At 62.6% G+C, this 14,456-nt stretch carries 12 protein-coding genes; 7 read left to right on the top strand and 5 right to left on the bottom strand.

What is annotated here, in order from left to right; all coding sequences use genetic code 11:
* The first annotated feature begins 151 nt into the window (after positions 1-151).
* Positions 152-1,147, top strand: coding sequence for an SDR family oxidoreductase (locus ACW4DH_RS09380; protein ID WP_459636128.1), 996 nt, complete (start codon positions 152-154; stop codon positions 1,145-1,147).
* Positions 1,148-1,332: 185 nt separating this feature from the next.
* The gene (locus tag ACW4DH_RS09385) at positions 1,333-2,586 is read left to right on the top strand and encodes a cation:proton antiporter (RefSeq protein WP_459636129.1); all 1,254 of its coding nucleotides are present in this window, start codon (positions 1,333-1,335) and stop codon (positions 2,584-2,586) included.
* 36 nt (positions 2,587-2,622) lie between these two features.
* On the opposite strand, the gene ACW4DH_RS09390 is transcribed toward ACW4DH_RS09385, so the two are convergent.
* The 4 genes from ACW4DH_RS09390 to ACW4DH_RS09405 all read right to left on the bottom strand — a co-directional run bounded on the left by ACW4DH_RS09390 (position 2,623) and on the right by ACW4DH_RS09405 (position 6,348).
* Positions 2,623-3,918, bottom strand: coding sequence for a TRAP transporter large permease (locus ACW4DH_RS09390; protein WP_459636130.1), 1,296 nt, complete (start codon positions 3,916-3,918; stop codon positions 2,623-2,625).
* Positions 3,908-4,387, bottom strand: coding sequence for a TRAP transporter small permease (locus tag ACW4DH_RS09395; protein ID WP_459636131.1), 480 nt, complete (start codon positions 4,385-4,387; stop codon positions 3,908-3,910). Before ACW4DH_RS09395 ends, ACW4DH_RS09390 begins: the two co-directional genes overlap by 11 nt.
* Before the next feature lie 85 nt (positions 4,388-4,472).
* Complete coding sequence (locus tag ACW4DH_RS09400) at positions 4,473-5,483, bottom strand: DctP family TRAP transporter solute-binding subunit (RefSeq protein WP_459636132.1); 1,011 nt, start codon at positions 5,481-5,483, stop codon at positions 4,473-4,475.
* Between the two features lie 352 nt (positions 5,484-5,835).
* Positions 5,836-6,348 carry a DUF192 domain-containing protein gene (locus tag ACW4DH_RS09405; RefSeq protein ID WP_459636133.1) on the bottom strand — a complete coding sequence of 171 codons (513 nt, stop codon included), beginning with the start codon at positions 6,346-6,348 and terminating at the stop codon, positions 5,836-5,838.
* Between the two features lie 167 nt (positions 6,349-6,515).
* Between ACW4DH_RS09405 and ACW4DH_RS09410 the strand changes: the two genes are divergently transcribed.
* Complete coding sequence (locus ACW4DH_RS09410; RefSeq protein ID WP_459636134.1) at positions 6,516-7,373, top strand: DMT family transporter; 858 nt, start codon at positions 6,516-6,518, stop codon at positions 7,371-7,373.
* A gap of 372 nt (positions 7,374-7,745) precedes the next feature.
* On the opposite strand, the gene ACW4DH_RS09415 is transcribed toward ACW4DH_RS09410, so the two are convergent.
* Complete coding sequence (locus ACW4DH_RS09415; protein ID WP_459636135.1) at positions 7,746-9,692, bottom strand: ligand-gated channel protein; 1,947 nt, start codon at positions 9,690-9,692, stop codon at positions 7,746-7,748.
* 278 nt (positions 9,693-9,970) lie between these two features.
* On the opposite strand from ACW4DH_RS09415, the gene ACW4DH_RS09420 reads away from it, so the two are divergent.
* From ACW4DH_RS09420 to ACW4DH_RS09435, 4 genes are all read left to right on the top strand, one after another.
* Positions 9,971-10,906: a LysR family transcriptional regulator gene (locus ACW4DH_RS09420; protein WP_459636136.1), complete on the top strand. Its 936-nt coding sequence runs from the start codon at positions 9,971-9,973 to the stop codon at positions 10,904-10,906.
* A 174-nt stretch (positions 10,907-11,080) separates the two neighbouring features.
* On the top strand, positions 11,081-11,290 hold the full coding sequence (locus tag ACW4DH_RS09425) for a DUF1656 domain-containing protein (RefSeq protein WP_459636137.1): 210 nt from the start codon (positions 11,081-11,083) through the stop codon (positions 11,288-11,290).
* Positions 11,291-11,299: 9 nt separating this feature from the next.
* Positions 11,300-12,178, top strand: coding sequence for an efflux RND transporter periplasmic adaptor subunit (locus tag ACW4DH_RS09430; protein ID WP_459636138.1), 879 nt, complete (start codon positions 11,300-11,302; stop codon positions 12,176-12,178).
* An 8-nt stretch (positions 12,179-12,186) separates the two neighbouring features.
* Positions 12,187-14,250, top strand: coding sequence for an FUSC family protein (locus ACW4DH_RS09435; RefSeq protein ID WP_459636139.1), 2,064 nt, complete (start codon positions 12,187-12,189; stop codon positions 14,248-14,250).
* The last annotated feature ends 206 nt before the right edge of the window (positions 14,251-14,456 follow it).

Consider the following 14,456-nt stretch of genomic DNA (forward strand, 5'->3'; position numbering starts at 1 on the left):
GGCCTGACCTGGTGTCCTTCGACTACGTTATGAAGACTCATCTCGAATGAACGCTGCGGCATAGGATGCCGTAAGAGAATGTTGCTGGATACGGACGGCCATTGGGCGAACACGCCCGGCCTCATGTCAAACCATGCGAAGGGAGTCATCCATGACGACACATGACCTGAACGGCGCGGTGGTAGTCATTACCGGCGCCTCCAGCGGTATCGGACGCGCCAGTGCACTGGAATTCGCCCGCAAGGGCGCCTCGTTGATCCTCGCTTCTCGCGATGCAGAGGCGCTCGAGGAAGTGTCACACGAGTGCCAGCTCTGCGGCATCAACGCTCGAGTGGTAGTGACCGATGTCACCGACACGGACGCCGTCAACCGCCTCGCCCAGGCGGCAATGGATATGGCCGGCCGTATCGATGTGTGGGTCAACAATGCCGGCACCGGCGTCCTGGGGCGCTACGAGGAGGTACCGTTCGAGGCGCACGAGCGGGTCATCCAGACCGACCTGCTCGGCTACATGCGCAGCGCCTATGCGATACTGCCGTATTTCAAGCGTCAGGAGTCGGGCATTCTCATCAACAACATCTCGCTGGGTGCCTGGACGCCGCAGCCCTACGCCGTCTCCTATAGCGCCGCCAAGTATGGCCTGAAAGGCTTTGCCGAGAGCCTGCGCGGCGAACTATACGATTGGCCGAACATCCATGTCTGCAACCTGTACCCCGCCGTCATGGATACCCCTGGTTTCCGCGACGGTGCCAACTACACCGGGCGCGACGTCAAACCGCTGCCGCCCATCTACGATGCTCGACGTACGGCGCGTGCCATGGTCCGGCTGGCCAAGCGCCCCCGGCATACCACCTATGTCGGCAGTGCCGCCGTACTATCCCGGGTAGCGACCGCCCTGATGCCCGGTTTCAGCCCAAGCTACGCCCGTTTCGTCGACTCCGCATTGGGCCGGGCCGACCCCGATGCGACCTCCTCCGGCAACCTCTTCTCGCCCCCCAGCGGAGAACGGCGCATCGACGGAGGGTTTCGCAGCACCGCCGAGGGAGACGGAAGCCATGGCGGAACCCACAAGGTGGCAATCGCCGCGACGGTGGCGACTGCCACACTCGTGGGCCTGTATCTGTATCGTCGCCGTCAGCAGCATTGAGCGCTTGGCGCCTGGATCGATTCGCGCCTCTCCGCCGGTCGGTGCCCAACGCGTGTCGGCCGGCAAAGCGTCTGCGTCACCGCACACATTTGCGGCCTCCGTGATCACGGCCACGCTTGGATTCGACAGCGCCGTCCCTAATGGACGGACGCCACTTGCAACGGACTGCATGAGGAATGGCGCCAATGGAGCCACACATCATTTTTATGGGCGGTTTTGGTCTGCTGATCCTGCTGGTGGCGTGGGTTCCCACCTTGATCAAGGACCTCCCCGTATCGCTGCCCATTATTTGCATCCTGATCGGCTTTGGACTCTTCTCACTGATGAACGAGGGTGGGCTACACCCACGGGATTTCCCTAAAACGATGGAGATCCTTACCGAATTGACGGTGATCATCTCGCTGGCCGGGGCAGGATTGAGAATCGACCGAAAACTGGCATGGCGGGAATGGGCCAGCACGGGGCGCCTGCTCGGCATCACCATGCCCTTGTCGATCGCGGCGATTGCGGGGCTCGCCGCGTACTCTCTCGGGCTACCCTGGGAAACGGCGGTTCTTATCGGCGCGGTTCTCGCCCCCACCGATCCCGTGCTGGCAGCCGATGTCCAGGTCGGGCCGCCTCGTTCGGGGCCTGGCGATGAGGTCCGCTTCAGCCTGACCTCGGAAGCCGGACTCAACGATGGCCTGGCCTTTCCCTTCACTTATCTGGCGCTGGGGATTGCGGCCAACGGAACGCTGGTCGGTGAGTGGACTTGGCATTGGCTGGCGATGGACGTGGTCTGGCGAGTCGCGGCAGGCACCGCCGCCGGCTGGTTGATCGGCTGGCTGCTGGGTATTTTCATGTTCCGGGCGGGCAGGATGTCGCTGGCGAGTACCGGACAGGGATTCGCCGCCCTGGGGGGGACCTTCGTGACCTACGCAGGCGCCGAGGCGATCCATGGTTACGGTTTCATCGCCGTTTTCGTCGGTGCGCTAGCGCTGCGGACCACCCAGGAAGATCAGTACGATTACCATATCCGCCTGCACGACTTCACCGAGGAGATCGAACGTTTGCTGATGATGGTGCTTCTGGTGCTGTTCGGCGGAAGTCTCGCCGGCCCGCTGCTCGACGGCCTGACATGGGGAATGATCGCCGCGGGACTGGCCATCGTGTTCATTGTCCGCCCGCTCACTGGCATGATTGCTCTGGTAGGCTCGCGAATGTGCCGTAGCGAACGGGCCATGGTCAGCCTGTTCGGCATCCGCGGCGTCGGCTCGTTCTACTATCTCGCCTATGCCGTCAATCAAGGCAGCTTCGATCAGGTCGACGCGGCTTGGACCTTCGTCGCCTTCATCGTTCTGACCTCGGTGCTTTTCCACGGCATCACGTCAGCGCCCTTGATGAACTGGCTGGACCGGCGTCGGGAAGCTGCCGCGCAGTACAAGACCCACGACACGTAAGGCCACCGACTCACCCAGCGGCAGCCATGCGAGTACTCACACCGCGTATCCCAGCGTACGCGGTAGCCATAGCGCCAGAGCGGGGAAGAGCGCGACGAGCAGCAGCGCCATTCCCATGGCGACGACAAACAGCAGTGCCCAGCCCAGCGTCTCTTCCAGTCGTACCCTGGCCACTTCGGTGGTCACCATCAGATTGACCGCGACGGGCGGCGTAAACTGGCCGATGGCGATGTTCATCGCCAGCAGGATGCCGAACCACACCGGGTTCCAGTCGAAGTGCTGCATCACTGGAATGAGGATCGGCATCATGATCAGATAGATCGACACCGCATCCAGCAACATGCCCGCCAGCAGTACCGCGACCATTACCAACAGCAGCAGGACGGTGCCGTTATCGGAGAGGCCGATCATCCATTCCGCCAAGTGCCGGAACGTGCCCAGCATGGTCCCCGCCCAGGCGAAAATGCCCGCCAACGCAATGATCAGCATGACCACACCGGAAATCACCGCCGCTTCGCCGAACAGACGCCATAACTCACGCACGTTGAGCTCGCGAGTCAAGAACAGTCCCACCACCACGCCATAGGCCACCGCCGCCACTGCCGCCTCGGTGGGTGTGAACAGCCCCGAACGCAGCCCGCCAAGAATGAGTACCGGGGCGAACAATGCCGGCAATGCCTGTTTGAAGGCCTGTCCCAGGGGTGGGCGCTCGAGGACTTTCGGCGACTCCCAGCGGTAACGCCGCGACAGCCACCAGGCGGGCAGCAACAACGCCAGTCCGGCCAGCACGCCGGGAATCAGCCCGGCGGCGAACAACGCACGCAGATCGACACCGGGCACCACGATCGAATACAGAATCAGCGCGATGGAGGGCGGAATCAGGATTGCCGTGGAGGCCGACGCCGCGATCAGCGTCGCGGAGAAGGGCTTGGGATAACCGGCGCGGGTCATGCTCGGCAGCATGACCATTGCCACCGCTGCGGCATCCGCCGGGCCCGAACCGCTCATGCCACCCATGATCAGGCACACCAGCACCGCCACCAACGCCAAGCCGCCATGCCGTGGCCCGATCAGCGCCTGGGCGAAATGCACCAGGCGCAGGGCGACACCGGCGCGCTCGAAGATCAGTCCGGTGAGAATGAACAGCGGAATCGCGATCAACGGATACTTGGCCACACTGTTGTAGGTATTGGTCCCCAGCGTGGCAAGCATGTCCGGCGACAGGCCGATGACGATGCCCACCGCACCGGCCAGCCCCAGCGAAAATGCCACCGGCACGCCAGCGATGAGTAGGCCCACGAAGCTCGCGATCATCCACACATCAGGACTCATCGCCAAGCCTCCCGCGCAGCCGGTCGAGGCTCTGCTGCGTCAGCCGCCAGGCCATCAGTACGGCTAGCGCCGGCAACCACACCACATACCACCAGTTGGGCAGGCCCAGGCCCGGCGACAACGATTCCCATTGGTACTCCTCCAACGCGAAACGACTGCCATGCCAGACCATCAAGCCCAACACGATGAGCCCCGCCAGCCACTGGAATACGATCAACATGCGTGCCAATGGGGCCGGCAAGTGACGCTCGAGCAGGCTGATACGGATATGTCGGTTGCGGCGCAACGCTACCGAGGCGCCGGCGAAGGTCAGCACTACCAGCAGGAACACCGAGAACTCTTCGGTAAAGGCGAACGAGGCGTTGGTGACATAGCGCACCACGACATTGACGAGGCTGATCAGGGCAATGACCACCAGCGCCCCGGTCGCCAGCCAGCGCTCGAGGCGTGCGTCAGGTTGAGGATTCATGGCGTAAGTTCTTTCCTGGGCAAACCGCTCCCGGCAGCACGCCGGGAGCGTTCAGAACAACGCGGGATAGCCCGCGGGTCAGGCTTCAGCGCGCCTGTACAGCATCCTGGGCGCTTTGCACCAGCGCCTCGCCGATGCGCGACGTCCACTTGGCGTAGACACTCTGAGTGGCATCGGCAAACGCCTGACGCTGGGCGTCGCTCAGCTCGATCACCTCGACGCCCCGCGAACGGATATCCGCCAGACGCTGATCATTCTCGGCGCGGGTCTTCTCGATCTCCCATTGTCCTGCGTCGATCGCCGCCTGGCGCAGCAACTCACGATCCGCCTCGGACAGGGACTGCCACACGCGCTGGTTGGCAGCGAAGACCAAGGGATCATTCATGTAGTGCCACAGCGTCAGATATTGTTGGCCGACCTGATCGATACGTGCCACATCGAACACCGACAACGGGTTCTCCTGACCGTCCACCGCGCCGGTGGTCAGAGCGGGCTTGGCATCGGCCCAGCTCATCTGGGTCGGATTGGCACCCAGCGCATTGAAGGTGTCCTGGAACAGCGGCGAACCGACCACGCGGATCTTTAAGCCCTGCATGTCATCGGGCGAATCGATGGCCAGCTTGGAATTGGAGAGCTCACGAAAGCCGTTCTCTCCCCAAGCCAGTGGCACGATGCCGCGCGATTCGATGGCCTCGAATACCGCCTCGCCCGTCTCGCCCTGAGTCACCGCGTCAAGGGCCGCATAGTCGGGGATCAGAAACGGCAGCGAGAACAGATTGAGCTCAGGCACCTGCGGCGACCAGTTGATGGTCGAACCCACGGCCAGATCGATCAGCCCCTGACGCATGGCGGAAAACTCCTTGGTCTGGTCGCCAGCGACCAATTGGGAGTTGGGATAGATGCGCAGCGTCAAACTCCCCTCGGAGCGCTCCTCGACTAGCTCGGCCCACTTCTCGGCAGCCTGTCCCCAGGGGAAGTCGGCAGAGAGCACGGTGGAAACCGAAAGTTCACGCGCCTGAACGGCAAACGTCGAGCAGAGGACGGCAGCCCCGGCCAGAGCGGCGAGCATATAGGGAAAGCGGCGTGTCATTTTCATGGGATGTCCCTTGATCAGGCATTGCGGCGGAGCGCACAGGCGCCAATACGGCGCTGTGAGTGGCGCTGCGTATTGTGCCGGTGTTGCACGTTAGCGGTTCTGAAGACGAGTGCAATACTCAAAAAGGCGGGTCATCTTAATGACGCCACACCCGGATGATATGTGTGCCAACACACATATCACGCCTTTCTGGGTGTCGAAAGGACAAACGATTCAACGCGGCCGACTTATGGCAGGCCAGGGCGCGGGTAGGCGCCGAAGGGATGGCACGTCAACAGGTGCCTTGCCGGGTAGGCAAGCGAGCATTGTAAAGAGATTGTCGCCGAAAGAAACCCGTGTCGTGATGCTCGGTTCACGGCGAATCGAGATAGCGCTCGATTCCGACGTGATCGCCGACCTCAATGCCGTGGCTCTCGAAATACCCGGCATTGACTTCCAGCGCGGCCCGAAACGGCACACCGGCCCGATAGGTCGGGCAGTGAGTGGTCACGTCATTACCGCAGGGCACCATGTGTTCGATGCTACGGATCGCACCGTTCTTTGCGATGAAGGCGATATCCAACGGGATACGCGTGCGGTGCATCCAGAAGCCGGACTGCGGGGACTGCTGGGTCTGATACAGGAACAGCATTCCGGTGTCCGCGGCGAGGCGGTCGCGGTCCATCAGACCATGTTGGCGTTCCATGGGAGTGCGTGCCAGTTCGACATGCAAGACGTGATCGCCTTCGATGACCAGCGGTACCCGCTCGAACTGCGGCGTCTCCCCGCTACCCGCCGCCATCGTCATCAACGGCAGGCCCGCCAGCGCCAACCCCACGAAAGTTCGCCACTCCATGCGCGGGCGTCGTTTCCCTTGCGTTGCCATCGCATCGCTTCCTCGTTTTCGTCACCGGTTCCCGGCCCCGCCATGCCTGACGTCGTTCGCCGTGAATGGCCGAAGGTCTTATACTCGGCCCCGACGGGCCGATAGCTCGTCGAGCCGGACAGGGCTTTAGAATGTTCGACACTCTTCACGACTGCAAGGATAGCCCCGTGCCTCTTCGCGATCTGCTTCTCGGCCTGGGAGTTATCCTCCTCTGGGGCCTTAACATCATTTTCATCAAGATCGGCGTGGCAGAGATACCGCCCCTACTGCTGATGACGCTACGCTTCATGCTCGTGGCGGTGATCCTGGTACCGTTCGTTCCCATCACCCTCGCCCAATTGCCCCGCCTATTGCTGCTGTCGTTCACCTTCGGTTCAATGCATTTCGCCCTGCTGTTTCTGGGGCTTGAACAGGCCGAAGCTGGCACCGGGGCGATTCTGGTCCAGCTTGGCACACCCTTCGCCACTCTGCTCGCCGCTATTTTCTTCAAGGAACGTCTGGGGCCGAAACGCCTGGCGGGGCTGACATTGTCGTTTGCCGGCGTGGTGGTGCTGGCCGGTGGTCCGACCCTACCTGCCCCGTTGCCCCTGAGTATGCTACTGCTCAGCGCCCTGGGCTGGGCGATCTCCAATCTGATCATCAAGACCGGCCCGAGCATTCCACCGCTGACCCTGGCCGGCTGGATCGCGCTGCTGGCGATTCCGCAGATGGCCCTAGGCTCCTGGCTGTTCGAGGATCATCAATTTCGGGCACTCGCCGACGCCAGTTGGGCGGCATGGAGCGCTGTATTTTATACCGCAGTGATGTCGTCCATCGTCGCCTACGGCATGTGGTACACCCTGCTGCGCAAGCATCCTGTCAACCGCGTCGTTCCTCTGTCGCTGTTGACGCCGGTGGTCGCCGTGGTGCTCGGCGTCGTGCTGCTCGGCGACAGCCTGGGCATGTACAAGGTCGGCGGTGGCTGCCTTGTCGTGGCCGGCCTCGCCCTGATCACGCTACGTTTTCGTCCGCGTCGCGCGTCCTAGGGTCTGTTGACATTTCAGCGCGAACCGCGTTGCTGCGCCAAATGGCGCCAGGCAAGGCGAGGGATGCAGAGAAGGGGGGGTCCCACCAGAGGGTCCTCCATCACCTGTTCGAAGCGGGCAATGTCCGCGTCGCTGTCGGCACGGCCCTGCATGACGAGTCTCCCTTCCTCGGCAGCCAACGTCGCCGTGCCTAACGGGAAATGGATCTCACCTCATTCATCGTCGAAAGCAGCCTCGACCTTGTGGCCGAAATGGCGACACAGCTTTTTCAGATTGACCGAGAATGTTTCGGTCACCCCATTTGCCCGTGTCGTTGGCGCGGTTCTCTCCCTTGCCCAAGAGTACGGCGGCCAAAGGCCGCCGCCGGAGGGTTTAGAATTCTACGGTGATCCCGAGATTGTAACGACGCCCGTCGAGAACTTTTTCGTAATTCTCCTCGCCGACCTCCTTGTCGAACAGGTTATAGACACCGGCGAATACTGTGGCGCTTTCGGTCAGTGCATAAGCTGAACCGACATCCACGAAAGTATAGGATGGCAATTCCTCGACCATGCTGGTTCGACTCACGCCTTCGGTGGTACGGCCACGGTAGTTGACCTGCGCCCAGCCGGAAAGTGGCCCTTCGGGCTCCCAGTTCAGCGTGGCATTGGCCATATGCTCGGGCAGACGATTCAGCGGCTCGCCCTCGAAGGGGCCGGTCTTCTGCTCGGAATCGGTGTAGGTGTAATTGGTCGTCAACGAAGTGTCCAGCCCCAGCGGCAGCGTCAGTCGTGCCTCGACCCCCTGCATGGTGACCTCGTCGACATTGAAGCGCTGGCTGATGAAGCTGTAGTCGGTGCCGTTGAAGGTACAGCTGGCATCGCCCGTGGCGGTGCTGCAAACCCGTTCTTCGGTGATCTTGTCGTCGAACTCGGTGTAGAACAGCGTCACGCCGGCCTGGATACCGCGCCGGTTGTCCCACAGCACGCCGAGTTCGTGGTTTAGACTCTCTTCCGGCTTGAGGTCCGGATTGCCGAGAATCACCGCCGGCACCACCGCGGAGCGTCCGCCGGTGATCTGGCCCCAGCCGGGTGACGCCTGACGCAGGTCCGGAGCGCGATAGCCGCTGGTCACGCCACCCTTGACCGTCCACTGCGGCGTGGCCTGCCACACACCGTAGAGTCTCGGCGACCAGTGGCTTCCGTAGTTCTCGTCCTGGTTGAGACGCACGCCGCCGGTCAGCGCGAAGTCCTCGGTCAGGTTCCACTCGTCCTCGGCGAACAGCGCCCACTGCCAGCGCGTCAACTCGCTAAGATCACCTGCCTGGTTGCCCGCGTCCGTCAACTCCTGATCTTCGTACTGCCCCCCCAGGGTGAGAATGTGCATGCCCAGCGGCATGACGGTCTGAGTGTTGAAGACAGTTGAGTCATACTCCATGTCCCGCGAGGGATTCTCGACCTCCTCGCGCTGCACATAGCTGTCCGAAGTGCCGAAGCCCCAGCGCCCCTGGTGCGTCACGGCATAGTGGCGGCGAATGTAGTCTGTCTCGCTGCGTGTATTGGGGCGGCCACCGCGTCCGATTGCCGATAACGACTTGCCGGGGGTGGAGGTGCGTACCTGCTTGTTCACGCCGGCTTCGAAGTCGAATGAATGGCGGTCCGTCGGTGCCCAACTGAGCTTGGCGGTACCGTTTCTCACGTTATGATCGCTGTAGCCGCTCTCGATCTCGTCCTCGTCGCGCTGCGAATACTGGCCGTACACCTGCAAGCCCAGCACGTCGTCCTTGAGCGGCCCGCCGACGTAGAAGCGGGTCTGATTGATATCGCCGGAGTCACTATCTTCCTGAATGGTGGTATCGGCGGTCACGCTACCGCCCCACTCCTTGGCGACCTTGCGGGTGATGACGTTGATCACGCCCCCCAGCGCATCGGAGCCGTACAGCGAAGACATCGGCCCACGAATCACCTCGATGCGCTCGATGGCCGACAGCGGCGGCAGCCAGCCCTGCTCGATGCCTGGCCCATCGCTGTTGGGACGCGTCTCCCGCGAACCCTGACGCTTGCCATCGACCAGAATCAGCGTGTACTTGGCACCCATGCCGCGCAGGCTGATATCCTGCGAGGAGCCGCCGCCGGTAATCACGACCCCGGGAACATTGCGCAGCGCATCGGTCACGTCGCGATAGTGGCGATTTTCCAGTTCCTTGCGGTTAATGACGCTGATCGAGGCAGGAGCGTTCTTGGCTTGCTGCTCGTAGCCAGTCGCCGTGACCACGACGTCGTCGAGGTCGACTTCGTTCTGTGCCTGGGCTGTGGCACTGGCCAGGCCGGCGATTGCCATAGCCAGCAATCTCTTGCGAGGAAGATGGATCATTTGCACTTGCACTTGCTCCCTTGAGTATCGTCGAGGACTATTGCCTCAGTTTTTAAGTAAATACGAATTATTATTGTTTATATTTTTCCATAATTTCTGCCCTATTTCCTGCTACGCGGTGTTTCGTTTAATGCAACGAGGTACAGGCGCAAACGAAAACTATTTACAATCAAGCGCAGGAATATGCGAGACTGAATGTTTACTAGCGATATCGGAAAACGGGACCGGGTCAGCCCGAACGCGCCATGCACGATCTCAACGAACTGGCTGCCTTCGCGGCCGTGATGCAATCGGGAAGCCTGACCGTCAGCGCACGGGAGCTGGGGCTGGCGAAATCGACGCTCAGCCGCCGCATCAGCCAACTGGAAACCCGTCTGGGTCAGCCGTTGCTACGCCGCCAGGCCAACCGGTTGATTCCCACCGAAGCGGGCATGCTGTTCTTGAACTATTGCCAACAGATCCTGCGCCTCGCCGAGCAGAGCCAGCAGGTGCTCGATGATCTGCGCGAGGAGGTGAGCGGCGAGTTGGTGGTGCATATCCACAGCATCTTCGCCCGGGGCTGGTTCACCCGGCAGATGGAGCAATTCCTGCAGCGTTACCCGGGCATGCGCCTGGAGCTGCGTACGCAGTGGCATGCCCCTCGGGCCCCGGAAGATGCCTCGCTGTGCCTGTGGCTGGGTCCGACGGGGGAATGCGGACTGCGCCAGGAGGTGGTCGGGGAACTCGAACGCGGTATCTATGCACATCCCCACTACCTGGCCCGACGCAGCGTGCCTCAGCATCCTCGCGAGCTGTCCGATCATGCCTGGGTCGATCTGCTCGACGAGACGCGTGACGGGCTGATGCTGTGGCATCCCAGCGAGGGGGAGTTCCAGTTCACCCCGCCCCCTTCACGGCTGCGGGTCGATCAGACAGTGCTGCATACCGACGCCATCGCCTGCGGCCAGGGGCTGGGCCTGCTGCCAAGCTGGCTGGCGGAACGTCGCCTGGCGGCTCATCCGGGCTCGCTGCAATCTTGCCTGACGAACTGGCGTCCTGTGCCTCAGACCATCACGCTGCTCTACCCCTTCGGCCGCCTGCCGCGCAAGACCAGCGCCCTTCTCGAACATCTGCGCCAATCCTTGCCGGAAACCTGGCAGCCGAGCCGCTCACCCACTCCCCGCGCCCTGCCCCTGACCTGAAGCCACACGCGACATGTCGATTCTCCTGTCGGTTCTTTCGCATTCCGCATGACGCGGCAGGACAAGGAAGATTGACCGGCTCCCGCCCCGCAGCCAAGCTGATCAGTATGCTTTCATCTTCATGATATTAGCGTGCTAACATCAGTCTCGATCAGCGTGTCACGAGGAAAATGCGTGGAACTCAAGGAAATCGCCATCGGCGGCGTCTATTTCAGTCCGCTGCTGCTCTATGCCCTGCTGGGTTTTTGCGTGGCACTGGTGCTGCGCACGCTTCTCTACCGCCTGCTGCGCCACAATGCCCCCTGGTTCGAGGCATGGTTCGATGTTTCCCTGTTCGTGATCGCCATGGCCGCCTGCGCCTTTCTATCCTCTACCCTGACGTGACGACCTGCTATGCGCCCATCGCTTCGGATACTCATTACCCTGCTCATCGTGACTGTGGCCATCGCGGCGGGCGTCTGGCTCTGGCACTACTACCTCTATACTCCCTGGACGCGCGACGGTCGCGTACGTGCCGATGTCGTCACCGTCGCCCCGGATGTCTCGGGCTGGGTGGAGACACTTGCCGTTACGGATAACCAGCGCGTGGACGCGGGCGAGGTGCTGTTCACCCTCAACGATGCTCGCTACCGCGCGGCGCTGGACGAAGCCCAGGCGGTGGTCGAGAACCGCCAGGCGACGCTGGAGCTGCGCCGTCACGAGGAGAGCCGGCGCAATCGGTTGAGTCGTCAGTCGATCAGCGCCGAGGATCAGGAGATCGCGCGCATCGACACCCGCGTCGCTGCCGCCAACCTGGCCCAGGCCCAGGCCGACCTGGAAAGCGCCCGACTGGACCTCGAACGCACGCAAGTGAGTGCTCCGGCGGACGGCACGGTGCTCAATCTGCGTCTGGAGGAAGGTAACTACGTCAACGCCGGCGAGGATGTGATGGCACTGATCGAGGAAGGGTCCTACTACGTCACCGGCTACTTCGAGGAAACCAAGATGCCGCGCATCCATGTCGGCGATCGCGCCGCCGTGATCCTGATGAGCGGCGATACCCGACTGCAAGGCCACGTGGCGAGCATCGGTCGCGCCATCGCCGACGCCAATACGGTACCCAACAATCAGTTGCTGCCGCAGGTGCAGCCGACTTTCAGTTGGGTACGCCTGGCCCAGCGCATTCCGGTGCGCATCGAACTCGATGAGCAACCCGACGATGTGCTGCTCAGCGCCGGGATGACCGCCACGGTACGCATCCTAGACGATGCCGATTCCGATACCGAGCGCTGAGCCACGCCATGCCTCCCATTGCTCAGGCCTATCTGACGCCCTCGTCCAGTGCAGTGAAGTTCGCCACCAAGGGCACGCTGGCGATGTTCTTGGCGCTGTACTTCGCGCTATGGGCCGACCTCGAGCGTCCTTACTGGGCGTTGATCTCGGCAGCCTTCCTGCAGATCCGCCCCATGAGCGGCATGGTGGTCGAAAAAGGCATCTGTCAGATGGCCGGCACCTTCGTCGGTGCCGTCGCCGGCCTGATCATCATGGCCCTGTTCTCCCAGGCCCGGGTCCCGGCACTCTACTCGCTGACGCTGTGGCTGATGCTGTGCGTCTACTGGGCGACGATGACACGCAACAACCTCTCCTACGGCTGCATCATGGCCGCGGTCACTGCCCTTTTGATCGTGGTGCTTGCCGGCAGCAATCCCACCAGCGCCTTCGATGTTGCCGTGGCGCGGCTCTCCGAGCTCGGCCTCGGGGCGTTGTGTGCCACCTTTGTCAGCGCCCTGCTCTGGCCCACCCATGTGCAGCAACATCTCGCCACCCAGGCCGACAATGTGGTCAATCTCGCCTTCGTGCATGCCGCCCAGCAGTTGGAGGGCAGCCATGACGACACGGCCCTGCAGAACTCGCTTGCCGCGAGCCTCGGCCCGCTGATGATGCTGGAGACGGATAGCCAGGCGGCGCGCTATGAGGGGCCGGCGGGCCCCGGGCGGGTACGCGCCGCTCATACCCTGACCCGCCACACCTTGGCGATGTTCGCCTCGCTGGCCGCGCTCAACCAGATGCTGCGCGATTCCCGCAACCGGCTCGGTAGCGACCTCACCCTGTTCGCTGCCGAGATCGCCGAGGGGCTACGTCGCGCCGAGCAGGCCCGGGGCGTTCCCGAGGCGCGCGAAGCACTCCAGCATTTGCGCCACCAGGCCCATCAGCGAGAAATCGGCCAGCTCTCCGGATTGCAGCAGCGCATGGTGCTGGGGCTGCGCGAGGTGCTGGGCCAGGCCACGATCCTATTCGACGCTCGCGAGGCCATCGCCCGCCCCGGCTCCCGGCGTCTGCGCAGCCCCTCGCTGTCCTGGCATCGCGATCACATGGTCGCTAGCATCAATGCCGTCCGGGCGGGGCTGGTCTTTCTCGCCACGGCGCTGTTCTGGCTGGCGACCAACTGGAACAACGGTCCGGTCGCCATGATGCTGGCCACGCTGTTCTCGGCCTTCTTCGCCAGCCGCGACAACCCGGCCGGCGTCAGCCTGGTCTTCTTCAAGGGCATGCTGGCGGCGATTCCCAGCGCCTTCATCTTCGGTCATGTCCTGTTGTCCCAGGCCAGCGGCTTCCCCATGCTCGCCATGCTGTTCGGTACGCCGCTGTTTCTCGGCCTGCTGGGCGCCGGCCATCCCGCCATGATGGGCTACAGCCTGGCTTTCACCATCTTCAATATCCTGCTCACCATGCCCGGTAACGGCATGGATTTCGGCATCGACAGTTTCCTCAACCGCGCCGTGGCGGTCATTGTCGGTCTGACCATGGTCACGCTCGGGTTTCGGTTGATTCCCGGTCCCGGTCCACGCCTTCTTCGCCACCGACTGGTCAAGGCCATCGTCCGTGACCTGCACCGTCTCACCCGTCGGCGACGATTCCACCAGGCCGATGCCTGGTTCAGCGGTCGCATGGCCGACCGCATGCTGCAGCTGTCGCGCCACGACGAGGTACTGCCCGAGGATCAGCGCTACCTGTTCAGTCTGGGGCTGACGGGGCTGGATGTCGGCCGCGCCTGCCTGCGCCTGCGCCAGCGTCTGGACGATGCCGATGCCCCCGAGGTGAGAAGCGCACTGCAGCGTACGCTGACCACCTTGGCACGCGCCTATGCCGACAGCGCCCGCGGCCATCCCCCGCAGGGCGTGGAAGACGCCAGCCGAGCGTTGATAGCGGTCGTCGCCAGGCACGAGAGCCTCCCGATGGAGCGTCGGATATTGCTCGAAGGGCTGCTCGAACGCGTCCATCTGACACTTCAGCGCCAGGCCCGTCTTATGACGCAAGCGACAAGTGCTCGTCCTCACCAGCCGACGGCAGCCCAGCCGGAATGAACGACGATGTCGCAATGCACCATTTTCAGGCATTAATCCGCACCTCGCTTCCTGCTAGTGCATGCCAACTTTTCTCGATGTCGCCCAGCGGGGCCTATCCATGTGTAATCGATTGATGGAAAAGAGAAATGAAATATCCTGGCAAGGATCTTGTATGAGCTAGGGGGATTAACGGGGTATCGGTAGCCGAGGCTGCCACACAATTC

The sequence above is a fragment of the Halomonas sp. WWR20 genome, from assembly GCF_054602495.1.